At 71.9% G+C, this 12,962-nt stretch carries 15 protein-coding genes; 11 read left to right on the forward strand and 4 right to left on the reverse strand.

Going from position 1 to position 12,962, the window contains the following annotated elements:
• Nucleotides 1-52: 52 nt before the first annotated feature.
• Together ACWEK3_RS11390 and ACWEK3_RS11395 are read left to right on the forward strand one after the other, a co-directional pair.
• Entirely contained in the window at nucleotides 53-1,270 is a 1,218-nt protein-coding gene (locus ACWEK3_RS11390) for a saccharopine dehydrogenase family protein (RefSeq protein WP_453249559.1), read from the forward strand.
• 491 nt (nucleotides 1,271-1,761) lie between these two features.
• The gene (locus ACWEK3_RS11395) at nucleotides 1,762-2,523 is read left to right on the forward strand and encodes a DUF3592 domain-containing protein (protein ID WP_450547654.1); all 762 of its coding nucleotides are present in this window, start codon (nucleotides 1,762-1,764) and stop codon (nucleotides 2,521-2,523) included.
• A 142-nt stretch (nucleotides 2,524-2,665) separates the two neighbouring features.
• Here the strand turns inward: ACWEK3_RS11395 and ACWEK3_RS11400 are convergent, their stop codons facing one another.
• The 3 genes from ACWEK3_RS11400 to ACWEK3_RS11410 form a co-directional block, all read right to left on the reverse strand.
• Entirely contained in the window at nucleotides 2,666-2,896 is a 231-nt protein-coding gene (locus tag ACWEK3_RS11400; protein ID WP_453249643.1) for a hypothetical protein, read from the reverse strand.
• 225 nt (nucleotides 2,897-3,121) lie between these two features.
• Complete coding sequence (locus ACWEK3_RS11405; protein WP_453249560.1) at nucleotides 3,122-4,795, reverse strand: FAD-binding dehydrogenase; 1,674 nt, start codon at nucleotides 4,793-4,795, stop codon at nucleotides 3,122-3,124.
• Nucleotides 4,796-4,843: 48 nt separating this feature from the next.
• The gene (locus tag ACWEK3_RS11410) at nucleotides 4,844-5,479 is read right to left on the reverse strand and encodes a TetR/AcrR family transcriptional regulator (RefSeq protein WP_453249561.1); all 636 of its coding nucleotides are present in this window, start codon (nucleotides 5,477-5,479) and stop codon (nucleotides 4,844-4,846) included.
• Between the two features lie 199 nt (nucleotides 5,480-5,678).
• Between ACWEK3_RS11410 and ACWEK3_RS11415 the strand changes: the two genes are divergently transcribed.
• The 9 genes from ACWEK3_RS11415 to ACWEK3_RS11455 all read left to right on the forward strand — a co-directional run bounded on the left by ACWEK3_RS11415 (nucleotide 5,679) and on the right by ACWEK3_RS11455 (nucleotide 11,707).
• On the forward strand, nucleotides 5,679-7,439 hold the full coding sequence (locus tag ACWEK3_RS11415; protein WP_453249562.1) for a glycoside hydrolase family 15 protein: 1,761 nt from the start codon (nucleotides 5,679-5,681) through the stop codon (nucleotides 7,437-7,439).
• A gap of 75 nt (nucleotides 7,440-7,514) precedes the next feature.
• Complete coding sequence (locus tag ACWEK3_RS11420) at nucleotides 7,515-8,579, forward strand: SDR family oxidoreductase (protein WP_450542750.1); 1,065 nt, start codon at nucleotides 7,515-7,517, stop codon at nucleotides 8,577-8,579.
• Between the two features lie 2 nt (nucleotides 8,580-8,581).
• Entirely contained in the window at nucleotides 8,582-8,905 is a 324-nt protein-coding gene (locus tag ACWEK3_RS11425) for a plasmid stabilization protein (protein ID WP_453249563.1), read from the forward strand.
• A 294-nt stretch (nucleotides 8,906-9,199) separates the two neighbouring features.
• The gene (locus ACWEK3_RS11430) at nucleotides 9,200-9,655 is read left to right on the forward strand and encodes a hypothetical protein (RefSeq protein ID WP_450542748.1); all 456 of its coding nucleotides are present in this window, start codon (nucleotides 9,200-9,202) and stop codon (nucleotides 9,653-9,655) included.
• Nucleotides 9,652-9,945 (forward strand): monovalent cation/H+ antiporter complex subunit F, encoded by a 294-nt coding sequence (locus tag ACWEK3_RS11435; protein ID WP_450542746.1) that lies wholly within the window; start codon nucleotides 9,652-9,654, stop codon nucleotides 9,943-9,945. The genes ACWEK3_RS11430 and ACWEK3_RS11435 overlap by 4 nt, the downstream gene beginning before the upstream one ends.
• Before the next feature lie 55 nt (nucleotides 9,946-10,000).
• On the forward strand, nucleotides 10,001-10,297 hold the full coding sequence (locus tag ACWEK3_RS11440; protein ID WP_450542744.1) for a cation:proton antiporter: 297 nt from the start codon (nucleotides 10,001-10,003) through the stop codon (nucleotides 10,295-10,297).
• A complete protein-coding gene (locus tag ACWEK3_RS11445; protein WP_453249564.1) occupies nucleotides 10,294-10,581 on the forward strand; it encodes a Na(+)/H(+) antiporter subunit B in 288 nt (95 codons plus the stop codon). Before ACWEK3_RS11440 ends, ACWEK3_RS11445 begins: the two co-directional genes overlap by 4 nt.
• Nucleotides 10,578-11,360, forward strand: coding sequence for an MnhB domain-containing protein (locus tag ACWEK3_RS11450; protein ID WP_450542741.1), 783 nt, complete (start codon nucleotides 10,578-10,580; stop codon nucleotides 11,358-11,360). Before ACWEK3_RS11445 ends, ACWEK3_RS11450 begins: the two co-directional genes overlap by 4 nt.
• The gene (locus ACWEK3_RS11455) at nucleotides 11,360-11,707 is read left to right on the forward strand and encodes a sodium:proton antiporter (protein WP_225079270.1); all 348 of its coding nucleotides are present in this window, start codon (nucleotides 11,360-11,362) and stop codon (nucleotides 11,705-11,707) included. The genes ACWEK3_RS11450 and ACWEK3_RS11455 overlap by 1 nt, the downstream gene beginning before the upstream one ends.
• 19 nt (nucleotides 11,708-11,726) lie before the next feature.
• Here ACWEK3_RS11455 and ACWEK3_RS11460 read toward each other — a convergent pair whose 3' ends face one another.
• Nucleotides 11,727-12,935: an RNA-guided endonuclease InsQ/TnpB family protein gene (locus tag ACWEK3_RS11460; protein ID WP_453249565.1), complete on the reverse strand. Its 1,209-nt coding sequence runs from the start codon at nucleotides 12,933-12,935 to the stop codon at nucleotides 11,727-11,729.
• Nucleotides 12,936-12,962: the final 27 nt, after the last annotated feature.

The raw sequence follows: 12,962 nt of genomic DNA on the forward strand, positions 1-12,962 counted from the left end.
TGCGCGGCGTTGTATCGACGGTCAGGACAGAGACCGAGAGGGAGTTCTGGTCATGCGTGTACTGCTCGTGGGAGCCGGTGGTGTGGGTACCGCCATCACTCGGATCGCGGCCCGTCGTTCGTTCCTCGAGTCGATGGTCGTCGCGGACTACGACCGCGGGCGGGCCGAGTCCGCCGTGGCGGCCGTCGGCGACGACGGCCGGTTCGTCGCCGAGCGCGTCGACGCGAGCGACGAGGCGGCGGTGGCGGACCTGCTCGCCCGGCACCGCTGCGACGTGCTGCTGAACGCGACCGACCCGCGCTTCGTGATGCCGCTGTTCCGCGCGGCCCGCACGGCCGGCGCCGGCTACCTCGACATGGCGATGTCCCTGTCCCGGCCGCACCCGGAGCGGCCGTACGAGGAGTGCGGGGTCAGACTGGGCGACGAGCAGTTCGCGCTGGCGGAGGACTGGGAGAAGGCCGGCGCGCTCGCCCTGGTCGGCATGGGGGTGGAGCCGGGCCTGTCCGACGTGTTCGCGCGGTACGCCGCCGACGAACTCTTCGACGAGATCGAGGAGATCGGCGTCCGCGACGGCGCGAACCTGACCGTCGACGGCTACGACTTCGCGCCGTCCTTCAGCATCTGGACCACCATCGAGGAGTGCCTGAACCCGCCGGTGGTGTACGAGGCCGGGCGCGGCTGGTTCACCACCGAGCCGTTCAGCGAGCCGGAGGTGTTCGACTTCCCCGCGGGCATCGGCGAGGTCGAGTGCGTGAACGTGGAGCACGAGGAGGTGCTGCTGGTCCCGCGCTGGGTGGACGCGCGGCGGGTGACCTTCAAGTACGGTCTGGGCCGCGAGTTCATCGACACCCTCAAGACGCTGCACCTGCTGGGTCTGGACCGCACCGACCCGGTCACCGTGCCGGGCCCGGACGGGCCGGTCGCCGTCTCGCCCCGGGACGTCGTCGCCGCCTGCCTGCCCGACCCGGCGACCCTGGGCGAGCGGATGCGCGGCAAGACCTGCGCGGGCACCTGGGTGCGCGGCACCCGGGACGGCGCGCCGCGTGAGGTGTACCTGTACCACGTGGTCGACAACGAGTGGTCCATGGCCGAGTACGGGTGCCAGGCGGTGGTGTGGCAGACGGCGGTCAATCCCGTGGTCGCCCTGGAGCTGCTGGCCGGCGGCGCCTGGTCCGGAGCGGGCGTTCTGGGCCCCGAGGCGTTCCCGGCCCGCCCCTTCCTGGACCTGCTGACGGAGTACGGCTCCCCGTGGGGCATGCGCGAGCAGTGACCGGGTCCGGCCCTTTCAGGTCATGTCGGGTCCCGTCGCAGCGAACCTGGTACGCGGGACCGGCTCCGGCCTGGAGCGGCCAGATCAAGTGAGACGCAAGGCCGGCAGAAATCTCAGGTGATCCGTTCCGGGGAGAGTGGACGCCTGGGGCCGTCTCAGTTGATCTGGCTCGCCGAAGGGCTCGCCCCAACGACGGCCTCCGGAGCCGTGCGCGCAGGTTCGAATCCTGTCGGGGGCACCCGTTATGAGGTGCCCAGAGACCCCGTGCCCAGCGGAAACGCTGAGTGCGGGGTCTTTGTGTTTGTGCAGCCGTATGCCGCCCGGAGCAGCCGTATGTCGGCGTCCGTGGACGAGGCGTGGACGGGATCATGGGGCATCGCCGCAGGTGAAGTCCAGGAACCGACGAGGCCTCTGACACGGGACGGCCAGCTGCCACTGCAACCAGTACGGCAGCCCATGAGTCTCATCTCGTAAGGGGTGTGGAGGCGCAGATGGATGAGCGCAAATCCGCGCTGAGCGGCAGCCGGGATAAGTACGGCTCTCCCTTTGGCTGGAGGGCGCTGGCGGCCGTCGTGGCCATCGTGGTGTGGATCGCATTCGGACCGTTTGGGTCCGTGTGGCTCTATCTTCTCGGCTGGACGGTGGCACTGGCTGCAGCGGACGGTATCTCCAGACAGGTACGCCGCCAGGGCTGGGCCGTTCCTTCGCCGGGCCACCTCGTGGCTGGGCTGCTGCGGCTCGGTCCGGAATCGTGGCTGGTGGCCCCTCGCTGGGCCAAAGTCCGATTGATTGGCGGGGGTTTTCTGATGTTCGCCACCTTCGCTGGATTCATGGGGTGGGGAGCTGGTCAGGAATACCAGGCTCTGGCGAATCTCCGGGACCATGGCCGCAGGAGCGACGCAACCGTGGTCGAGATCACCAGCCGGTCGGAGGAAGGCTGGGCGACTTCCGTGACCGTGCGCTTCGGCACACCGTCCGGCCCCGTGCGCGCGGATGTCGATATCGTGCCCAGCTCAGCAGACGATGCGAAGCCGGGAGTGAACATACCCGTCGTATACAATCCGGCGCGCCCCACCGAGGTCCGTCATGTTGCGTACCTCGACGGACATGAGGCCGACGGAATTCTGCAGGGTGCGATTGTGGCAGGACTGCTCGCAGCGGGCTTTCTGGTGGGGACCACCAGGGAGGTGTTCCGTACCAAGCGGCAAACGGAATCGGGCGAGATGCCGGGCACCCACCACCCCAGGACCTGAACGGCCCGCCGCAACTCGTGATCACGCCTCGACGCTTCAGCCCAGCTCTATCGACCCAACAGACCACCACGCAGTGATGAGCCCCGGGAACGACGAGACTCCTGGACAGAACGCCAGGGGCCTCGGGCACGTGCAGGCTACGTCAGTCGTACTCACGAAGCAGGTCCTCGATGCGCCGGTTGGCGACGTCCTGCCGTCCGTCGAGGCACTTCTCGTAGCGGGTCAGCAGGACCTCAACGCTTTTGCCGGCCTGCGCCGTATCCAGTGCCGCCGTCCCTGCGGCTGGACGCTCACCCCAGCCCTCGTGCCAGAACGCGTTGTGCTCAACGGCGAGTAGAACGCCCTCGACCGGCCAGTCGAGCTGTCGACGCAAGCTGTCCAGATCGCTGCCGCGCCACTCCGGCCAGGGCCTGGACCAGGTCTGCCCGTCCTCGGGAGGGACGTTGACCGGAAGGCCGGCCGCAACGAACGCTCGGTGATCGTCCGCGACGTGCCGGGCGTCGCGAGCCGGTGAACCTTTCCGGTCGCTGATCTCGTCGTCGACCCAGATGAACGGTCGGCGGTTGGACCACTCGACGAGATGGCGGGCGGGTCCCGTTCAGGCGGTCTGCCGTGCGGCGGCCCGTCCGGCCGCGCGCCCGGAGAACAGGCATCCGCCGAGGAAGGTGCCCTCCAGGGCGTTGTAGCCGTGGACTCCGCCGCCGCCGAACCCGGCGACCTCACCGGCCGCGTAGAGGCCGTCGATCACCTGCCCGTCGGTGCCGAGGGCGCGCGAGTCCAGGTCGGTCTGGATGCCGCCGAGCGTCTTGCGGGTCAGGATGTGCAGCTTGACGGCGATCAGCGGGCCGGCCGCCGGGTCCAGGACGCGGTGCGGGGCGGCCACCCGGCCGAGGCGGTCGCCGATGTAGCGGCGGGCGTTGTGGATGCCCTGGATCTGGGTGTCCTTGCTGTAGGGGTTGGCGATCTGGAGGTCGCGGGCCTCGATCAGGCGGCGCACCCCGGCGGCGTCGAGGAGGGGCTTGTCGGTCGACTGGTTCATCTTCTCGACCAGTTGCTCCAGCGTGTCGGCGATCAGGAAGTCCTCGCCGTGTCGCAGGAAGTCCCGTACGGGTCCGGGTGCTCCCTTGCCGAGCAGCCGGTCGCGCAGCACCGCCTTGCGGTCCTTGGCCGTGATGTCGGGGTTCTGCTCGGAGCCCGACAGGGCGAACTCCTTCTCGACGATCCTGCGGGTCAGCACGAACCAGGAGTGGTCGTACCCGGCGATGTCCTCGGTGGTGCGCAGGTGCTTGAGGGTGCTGAGCGTGTCGTAGCCGGGCAGGCAGGGGTCGGGCAGCCGGCGGCCGAGGGCGTCCAGCCACACCGAGGACGGGCCGGGCAGGATGCGGATGCCGTGGCCGGGCCAGATCGGGTTCCAGTTCCGCAGGCCCTCGGTGTAGTGCCACATGCGGTCGCGGTTGACGAGCCGTACGCCGGCTTCGGCGCTGATGTCCAGCATCCGGCCGTCGACGTACGCCGGAACGCCGGTGACCATCCGCGACGGCGGGGTGCCTAGGCGCTCGGGCCAGTAACGGCGGACGAGGTCGTGGCCGGCGCCGATGCCGCCGGTGGTGAGGACCACGGCCTGCGCGGTGAGTTCGAACGCGCCGGTCTCCTCGCGGTTGGAGGCGACACCGCGGGGCGAGTCGTCCTCGGCGAGGACCGTGCCCCGCACTCCGTGTGCCGCGCCGTCCTGGACGACGAGTTCGTCGACCCGGTGACGGTGGTGGAAGGTGAGCAGGCCGTCGCGCGCGGCCTGGAGGGCGTACGCGGCGAAGGGTTCCACGACGCCCGTGCCGGTGCCCCAGGCGATGTGGAAGCGGGGCACGGAGTTGCCGTGGCCGTCGGCGCGCAGATCGCCGCGCTCGGCCCAGCCGACCGTGGGCAGCAGCGTGATGCCGTGCCCTTCCAGCCAGGACCGCTTCTCCCCCGCCGCGAACTCGACATAGGCGCGCGCCCAGCGCACCGCCCAGGAGTCCTCGTCGTCCAGCCGGTCGAAGCGCGCGCTGCCCTGCCAGTCGTTCCAGGCCAGCTCGAAGGAGTCCTTGACGCCGAGCCTGCGCTGCTGCGGGGTGTCGACGAGGAACAGCCCGCCGAAGGACCAGTACGCCTGCCCGCCGAGGTTGGCGGCGTTCTCCTGGTCGACGAGGGCGACCCTGCGGCCCCGGCTGGTCAGTTCGTGCGCCGCGACCAGGCCCGCGAGGCCCGCTCCGACCACGATGACGTCGGCGTCCATGGCGACCGTCCCCTTCCTTCCTCGGTTCCTCGGTTTCCTTGGTTTTGCTCAGTCTTCTTGTGATGCGCGTGCGGTGCCGCCACCGTCCGTCAGCAGCGCGGTGAGCAGCTGTCCGAGCCAGGCGCGGGCGCCCTCGACGTCCTTGTCCAGCAGCAGTTGGGTGGTGACTCCGTCGTACGCGGCGACGACCGCGTGGGCGGCGGCGTCGGCGTCTCCGAGGACGGCGGGCAGCGGGGTGCGGGCGCGGGCGAGCCGGTCGGCGACGGCCCGGCGCAGCCGCGCGCGGTGCTCCAGCAACGTCCGCGCCACGGCCGCGTCGCGGGCGGCGTGCACCAGGAAGTCCGTCTTGACCAGGAGCCAGTCCAGGTCCAGCAGCAGCACGTCGGTGACCCGGTCGACGGCGGCGGGCACGTCGAGGTCCGGGCCGTCGAGGGCGAGCGCACCGGCCACCTGGTCGGCGATCAGCTCGGCCCGTTCCCGGTACAGGGCGAAGAACAGCTCGTCGAGGGAGTCGAAGTTGGAGTAGAAGGCGCCCCTGCTGTAGCCGGCGGCCTCGCAGACCTCCTCGATCGACACCCGGCCGAAGCCCTTGGCCGCGAACACCGTGAAGGCGGCGTCGAGCAGGTTGGCCCGCGTCCGCTGCCGGCGCCTGGTGACGCGCCTCTCCGTGCCCTCGACCGCCAATGCCGGACCTCCGTTTGATACGTGAATGTATCCGATACACCGATGTATCGAAAGGGCCGCGGAGGCACCGGCCGCCACCTGCGCCAGGAGGGTGCGTGGTTTCACCTCAGCGCCTGCGGTCAGTCGGGCATGAGCCGTGTTCACGTCACGGCGGCCGACCGGGTACCGCGGGCGCGCCGGGACGGGGAAGGAGTGGACCGTGAACTCGTCCGGCGAGGCCCCCGCCCCGCACACACTGCGCGACTACGCCCTGCTCGCGGACGGCGAGCGCGGCGCCCTGGTGGGACCTCGCGGCGAGATCGTGTGGATGTGCGCGCCCGCCTGGGACAGCGAGGCCGTCTTCTCCGCCCTGATCGGCGGTCCCGGCTGGTACGACGTCACCCCCACCGGGCCGTTCGTGCACGGCGGCTACTACGAGCAGGGCGGCCTGATCTGGCGCAGTCGCTGGATCACCACCGGCGGCATCGTCGAGTGCCGCGAGGCCCTCGCCCTCCCCGGCGATCCGCACCGGGTCACGGTGCTGCGCCGGGTCATGGCCGTCGACGGCGACGCCCGGGTCGACGTACGGCTGTACCCGGCGGCGGGCTTCGGCCGGCGTCCGCTGCGCGAGGTGCACCGGGACGGCGAGGGCCGGTGGACGGGCCGGGCCGGCGAGCTGTACGTCCGGTTCGGCGGCGCGCCCGGCGCCGAACCGGCGGGCACGGACCACCCGGGGCTGGACGCGGTGCTGCGCCTGGCCGCCGGCACCCACCACGATCTGGTCCTGGAGGTCTCGGACCGGCCGCTTCCCGGACCGGAGCCGACGGACTGGCTGTGGCGGGCCACCGAGGCCGGATGGGCCGCACGCGTGCCCGGACTTCGTGGCGCGCTGGGCCCGCGTGACGCCCGGCACGCGTACGCGGTGCTGCGCGGTATGACGGGCTCGCACGGCGGTACCGTGGCCGCCGCGACGACCAGCCTGCCCGAGCGGGCCGAGCAGGGCCGCAACTACGACTACCGGTACGTGTGGATCCGCGACCAGGCCTACATCGGCCAGGCCCTCGCGGCGACCGGCCCGTACGCACTGCTGGACGACTCGGTGCGGTTCGTCACCGAGCGCCTGATCGAACACGGCCCCTGCCTCGCGCCCGCCTACACCGCGACCGGTGGGCCGGTGCCCGACCAGCGCACCCTCGACCTGCCCGGCTATCCGGGCGGCTACGACGTCGTCGGCAATCACGTCAACCGCCAGTTCCAGCTGGACGCGCTCGGCGAGAGCCTGCTGCTGATCGCGGCCGGAGCGCGCCAGGACCGTATCGGCGCCGAGGCCTGGCACGCCGCCCTCCTCGCCGCCGAGGCCATCGAGGCCCGCCACCGGGACGGGGATGCCGGGATCTGGGAACTGCACAGGGACCGCTGGGCGCACAGCCGGCTGATCTGCGCGGCCGGGCTGCGTGCCGCCGCGGCGGCGGCACCCGCCGGCAGCGCCGGGGCGGCATCGCGGTGGGCGGCACTCGCGGACCGGATCGTCGCCGACACCGCCGCCGACAGCCTGCACCCCTCCGGCCGCTGGCAACGCGCGCCGACGGACCCCCGCGTCGACACGGCGCTCCTGCTGCCCGCCATCCGCGGCGCCCTGCCCGCCGGCGACCCCCGCACCACCGCCACCCTGCGCGCGGTCCGCGCCGACCTCGTCCAGGACCACTACGCCTACCGTTTCCGTCACGACCAGCGACCGCTCCAGGACGCCGAAGGGGCCTTCCTGCTCTGCGGGTTCGTCATGGCCCTCGCCGAGCACCAGCAGGGCGACACGGTGGAGGCCGTGCGCTGGTTCGAACGCAACCGTGCCGCCTGCGGCCCCGCCGGCCTGTACGCGGAGGAGTTCGACGTCGCCCAGCGCCAGCTGCGCGGCAACCTGCCGCAGGCGTTCGTCCACGCCCTGCTCCTGGAGGCCGCCACCACGCTGGCCGGCGCGGGCTGATCCGTCCGCCACCGCACCCGCGGCCGCCTCCCCGCACCCTCGTTTGCCCCCGCGCATCGGGGAGAACCGGACCGTATGACACCTGACGAACCCGAGTGCCGCACCGTGGTGGTCACCGGAGCCAGCGGCGGGATCGGCCGCGCGGCCGCGGTCGCCTTCGCCGCTCGCGGGGACCGCCTCGCGCTGATCGCCCGTGGCCGGGCCGGCCTCGAGGGCGCGGTCCGCGACGCCGAGCAGGCGGGCGCCGCGAAGGTGGTCGCCATCGAGGCGGACATGGCCGATCCGGAGGCGGTGGAGGCCGCGGCCCAACGGGCCGAGGAGGAGCTCGGTCCGATCGACGTGTGGGTCAACGACGCGTTCACCTCGGTCTTCGCACCCTTCGCCGAAATCGCGCCCGAGGAGTTCCGGCGCGTCACCGAGGTCACCTACCTCGGCTACGTCTACGCCACCGGGGCCGCGCTGCGCCGGATGCTGCCCCGGGACCGGGGAGTCATCGTGCAGGTCGGCTCGGCGATCGCCTACCGCGGCATCCCGCTGCAAAGCGCCTACAGCGGCGCCAAGCACGCCCTCCAGGGCTGGCACGAGGCACTGCGCTGCGAACTGCTCGCCTCCGGCACCCGGGTGCGCGCGACCATGGTGCAGATGCCGGCGGTGAACACCCCGCAGTTCGACTGGGTCCGCTCGCGCCTGCCCGAACGGGCGCAGCCGGTGCCGCCGATCTACCAGCCCGAGATCGCCGCCCGCGCCGTGCTGTACGCCGCCGACCACCCGGGCAGGCGCGAGTACTGGGTCGGCGGCAGCACCGTCGCCACGTTGGTGGCGAACGCGGTCGTACCGGGGCTGCTGGACCGCTACCTGGCCCGCACCGGCTTCGCCTCCCAGCAGGACGGTCACCCGAGGCAGGCCGGGGAGCCGGACAACCTGTTCGAACCCGCGGACGCGCTACGGGACTTCGGAGCGCACGGCCGGTTCGACGATCAAGCCCGGGGCCGCAGCGTCCAGCAGCGGGCCGCGCACGCCGTCGGGGCTCTCGCGGACGGTACGCGACGCGCGACATCGGCCGTGCCCCGCGTCGGCGCCGGGTTCGCGGCCCGGATGCGGGGCACCCGAGCCCCCCAAGCACAGGACAGGAGTGTGTGACCATGCCCCGCGGATCGAGCCCGAAGCGGGAACGGCAGTACGAACACATCAAGGAAAGCGCGCTGGAACGCGGTGAGAAGGAGGAGCGCGCCGAGGAGATCGCCGCGCGGACCGTGAACAAGGAACGCGCCCGGCAGGGGGAATCGAAGACCGCCAGCCGCACCTCGGTCGAGGACATGTCCTCCTCCCGCCGCGGCGGGCAGCGCTCCCACAGCGGCGCCCAGGGCCCCACCTACGACCAGCTGTACAACGAGGCCAGGCAGCGCGGCATCCAGGGCCGCTCGAAGATGAACAAGGCGCAGCTCGAAGACGCCCTCGGACGCTAGGAGCCCGCGATCATGGTCTCCGTGGCCGACCCGCCCGTTCCGCATGACCCGCCGGCTCCGCCCGGCACGCCGGTCCCGCCGCCCGAGCCGCCCGCCCCGCCGCGTCCCGCCGAGCCCGGTCCGGAGCCCGCACCGCCCGAGCCCGGCCGGCCGCGCCCGCCCGAGCCGCCCGACTGACTGCGGGCCGCTCGGGGGCCCTGAGCCGTACGGGTGATGCCCGGGACACGCCACCGTTCGCTGCGGCGTCTCCGGGCCGCCCTCGGTCGAACAATGGCCTGGGCGCGAGGAGGTCCGATGTGGGCTGCGACGGTTGAGATCACGGTGTGGTGCGGGGTGCTGACCGGCGTGACGGTGGTGTCGGTCAGTTCCGTGTCGCCCGTCGAACTGACGGTGGCCGGCCTGGCCTCACTGGGCGGGGCGTTCGCGGCGCGGCGGATGCGACGTGCCGCCGGTGTGCACGTCACGGGGGCCCGCCACGCGGCCCGCGCCGCCGTCTCACTGCCGTACGCGGTCGCACGCGGCCTGGCCGTCCTGATGTCCTCCGTGGCCACGCGTCCGAGGGACGCGACCGTGCGGCGCGTGACGCTGCGGCCGGAGGCCCATGCCGCGTGGGCCGGCACGCTGATCGCCGCGTCACCGGACACCTGCGTGATCGGCATCCCGCGCGACGACATGGTGCTGATGCACGCCCTGCGTCCGGACGCGGGACCGGTCGAGGCGGCGGTGGCCCGGACGGGCGGGAGACGGTGAACGCCTGGGCGGCGGCCGCGCTGGTCCTGCTGGCCGCCACGGTGCCGCCGTACCTGTGGGTCGTGGCCCGCGGCACCACGGTACGCCGACTCGCCGGGGTCTCGCTGCTGTCGACCACGGTGGGCGCGGTGTTCCTCCTCCTGCCCCAGGTATACGGCCGGCCCGCCTACCAGGACCTCGCGCTGATGCTGGCCGTCCTGGCCCCCGCCGGCACCCTCGTCTTCACCCGCTTCGTGGCGGGCCGCCGCCACGAGACACACCCGACACACGATTCCAGCACCGAGACGTGACGACACCGCGCTCGGCCGGCCGGCACGCGGCCGGGAGGGCGCCAGGGAGTTCCGAATGACGCCGCGCCATGTGACCGTGCTCGTGCTGTTGTGGGCCGGGGTGGGGTGCATGCTGCTCTCCGCCGTCGCGGTGCTGCGGCTGCGCGAAACGCTGATGCGCCTGCACGCCCTGGCCCCGCCCTCCTGCGCGGGGATCCCGCTGATCGCCCTGGCCGTGGCCGTCGACCAGGGCGCGGGCCGGGCCGCGGTCAAGACGCTGTTCATCGGTCTGGTCTTCGCCGTCGGGGGGACGGTCACCACCATCGCCGTCGGCCGCGCCTCACAGCAGGCCGAGGAGGGGGAGGGCGCGTGAACGAGTGGCTGATCGGCGCCGCCCTCGCGTTCGTCGTCCTCGCCGCGACCGCGGCGGTCCTCACCCGGGACCCGGCCCGCCAGGCCGTCGTCCTGTCCGCGCTGGGCCTGGGCCTGGCGGTGCTGTTCGCGGTGCTTCAGGCACCCGACGTGGCCCTGTCCCAGCTGGCCGTCGGCACCGCGCTGACCCCGCTGCTGATCCTCCTCACCGTCCGCAAGGTCACCCGCCGGCCCAGCGGCCCCGACGACCGCACCACCGAGGGCGACGGCGAGGAGCGGGAATGACGGCGCGCGCCCGGATGGTCGTGTTCCTGGTCGCCGCCGCGGCGATCGCCGCCTTCTTCGCCGCCGCCTGTGCCCGGCTCCCGCCGTTCGGTTCGGCCCACCACCCCTACGGTGACCGGGCGGTGGCGGCGGCGCTCGCCCACCGCACGGCCAACGTCGTCTCGTCCGTGAACTTCGACATCCGCGCCTTCGACACCCTCGGCGAGGAGTCCATCCTCTTCGGCACCGTCCTCGGGGCCACGCTGCTGCTGCGCCGGGCCCGCGACGAACGCCACCGGCGCGCCGGCTCCCAGTACGTCATGCCCAGCACCCGCCTGTTCGGCACCCTGCTGCTGCCGGTCACCCTGGTTGTGGGCGTCTACATCGTCGCGCACGGCCAACTCAGCCCCGGCGGCGGCTTCCAGGGCGGCGTCGTGCTGGCCACCGCCCTGCACCTGGCCTACGTCGCCGCCGACTACCGCGCTCTGAAGCGGCTGCGGCCGCTGGCCGTCCTGGACGTGACGGACTCGCTGGCCGCCGCGTCCTTCAGCCTCGTCGGCCTGGCCGGCCTGGTCGCGGGCGGCGCGTTCCTGAAGAACGTGCTGCCGCTGGGCACGTTCAACCGGATCACCTCCGGCGGCACCGTCCCGGTGCTCAACGCCGCGGTCGGCGTCGAGGTCGCCTCCGGGCTGATCGCCCTGCTCGCCCACTTCCTCGATCAGGCCGTCGAACTCACCGACCCCGACCAGGACACCGGCACCGCCCACGCCGGGAACACCGACGACAAGGGAGACCGCTAGTGGGGATCTGGCCCTACCTCGCCGCCGGATGGGTCCTGCTCATCGCCCTCTACGGGCTGGTCACCAGCCGCGACCTCATCCACGCCATCGGCTGCCTCGCCGTCGCCCAGTCCTCCACCTATCTGCTGCTCCTGGCCGTCGGCTACCGCCGCGGCGCGACCGCCCCCGTCTACTCCGACGTCACCCCCGGCTCCCGCCCCGTCGTCGATCCGGTCGTCCAGGCACTCGCGCTGACGGACGTCGTCGTCGGCGCGACCGTCACCGCGCTGCTGCTCGCGCTGACCATCCAGTTGCGCAAGCGCCACCACACCGTCGACCCGCAGGCCCTCACCGGCCTCAAAGGGTGACCTTGGCTTCCTCTCCCGCCTAAGGGCGAGAGGTTCCAGCGGTCGCCCGCTGGGTTTCCTGCTTCACAGCCAGTTGCCCGTCCGGAGTGCTCCGTTGAGGTCTTACACCGGCTCCACAGGCCGACACCGCCAGCCCGGCGGCCAAGAGGTTCTTCGCTGCGTTCACGTCCCGGTCGTGGGTTGTGCCGCAGTCGCACGTCCAGGTGCGGACATGCAGGGGCATCGTGCTCTGCAGGATGCCGCAGTTCGAGCACAGCTTGGAGGACGGGAACCAGCGGTCGACCGCGATCACTTCGCGGCCGTACCACTGGGCCTTGTACTCCAGCATCGATCGGAGTTCCGTCCACGATGCATCGCTGATGGCGCGGGCGAGCCTGCCGTTCTTCAGCAGATTGCGGACGGTCAGGTCCTCGATCACGATCGTTTGGTTCTCACGAACGAGTCGGGTGGTGAGCTTGTGGAGCCCGTCCCGGCGCCGGTCGGCGATCCGCGTGTGGATACGGGCGACCTTCAGACGGGCCTTGGCACGGTTGGCCGAGCCCTTGACCTTCCGGGACAGCTCCCGCTGGGCGCGGGCCAGGCGGGCCCGGTCCCGACGCTCGTGCCGAGGGTTGGCAACCTTCTCCCCGGTCGAGAGAGTCAGCAGGTGATCCAGGCCGGCGTCCACGCCGACCGCCGCACCAGCAGCAGAGAGCGGCTTGACGGTCTGGTCTTCGACCAGCATCGAGACGAACCAGCGTCCGGCCGCATCCCGCGACACGGTCACGGTCGACGGCTGCGCACCCTCCGGCAGAGGGCGCGACCACACGACGTCCAGAGGCTCCGCCATCATCGCCAGGGTCAGCTTCCCGTCACGGAAGCGGAACGCACTGGTGGTGTACTCGGCGGACTTCCGCGACTTCTTCTTCGACTTGAAGCGCGGGTACTTCGCTCGCTTTCCGAAGAAGTGAGTGAAGGCTGTCTGCAAGTGCCGCAGGGCCTGCTGAAGGGGAACAGACGAAACGTCGCCCAGGTACGCCAGTTCCTCGGTCTTCCTCCACGCCGTCAGCATGGCCGAGGTGGCGTTGTAGTTGATTCGTTCCTGACGCAGTACCCATGCCTCGGTCCGGGCCTGAAGTGCCAGGTTGTAGACCTTCCGCACGCAGCCGAAGGTGCGCGACAGCTCCGCCGCCTGCGCATCCGTCGGATAGAAGCGGTACTTGTATGCCCGCTTCACGTGAGTGGTCACAGCTCACATTTTTACACAATCAGTTCG

The organism is Streptomyces sp. NPDC004721 (assembly GCF_053601495.1).

Coding starts and splice junctions, on each gene's coding strand:
- ACWEK3_RS11395 (WP_450547654.1), top strand. CDS start 1,762: ATGGATGAGCGCAAATCCGCGCTGAGCGGCAGCCGGGATAAGTACGGC.
- ACWEK3_RS11430 (WP_450542748.1), top strand. CDS start 9,200: ATGTGGGCTGCGACGGTTGAGATCACGGTGTGGTGCGGGGTGCTGACC.
- ACWEK3_RS11440 (WP_450542744.1), top strand. CDS start 10,001: ATGACGCCGCGCCATGTGACCGTGCTCGTGCTGTTGTGGGCCGGGGTG.
- ACWEK3_RS11405 (WP_453249560.1), bottom strand. CDS start 4,795: ATGGACGCCGACGTCATCGTGGTCGGAGCGGGCCTCGCGGGCCTGGTC.
- ACWEK3_RS11420 (WP_450542750.1), top strand. CDS start 7,515: ATGACACCTGACGAACCCGAGTGCCGCACCGTGGTGGTCACCGGAGCC.
- ACWEK3_RS11425 (WP_453249563.1), top strand. CDS start 8,582: ATGCCCCGCGGATCGAGCCCGAAGCGGGAACGGCAGTACGAACACATC.
- ACWEK3_RS11450 (WP_450542741.1), top strand. CDS start 10,578: ATGACGGCGCGCGCCCGGATGGTCGTGTTCCTGGTCGCCGCCGCGGCG.
- ACWEK3_RS11390 (WP_453249559.1), top strand. CDS start 53: ATGCGTGTACTGCTCGTGGGAGCCGGTGGTGTGGGTACCGCCATCACT.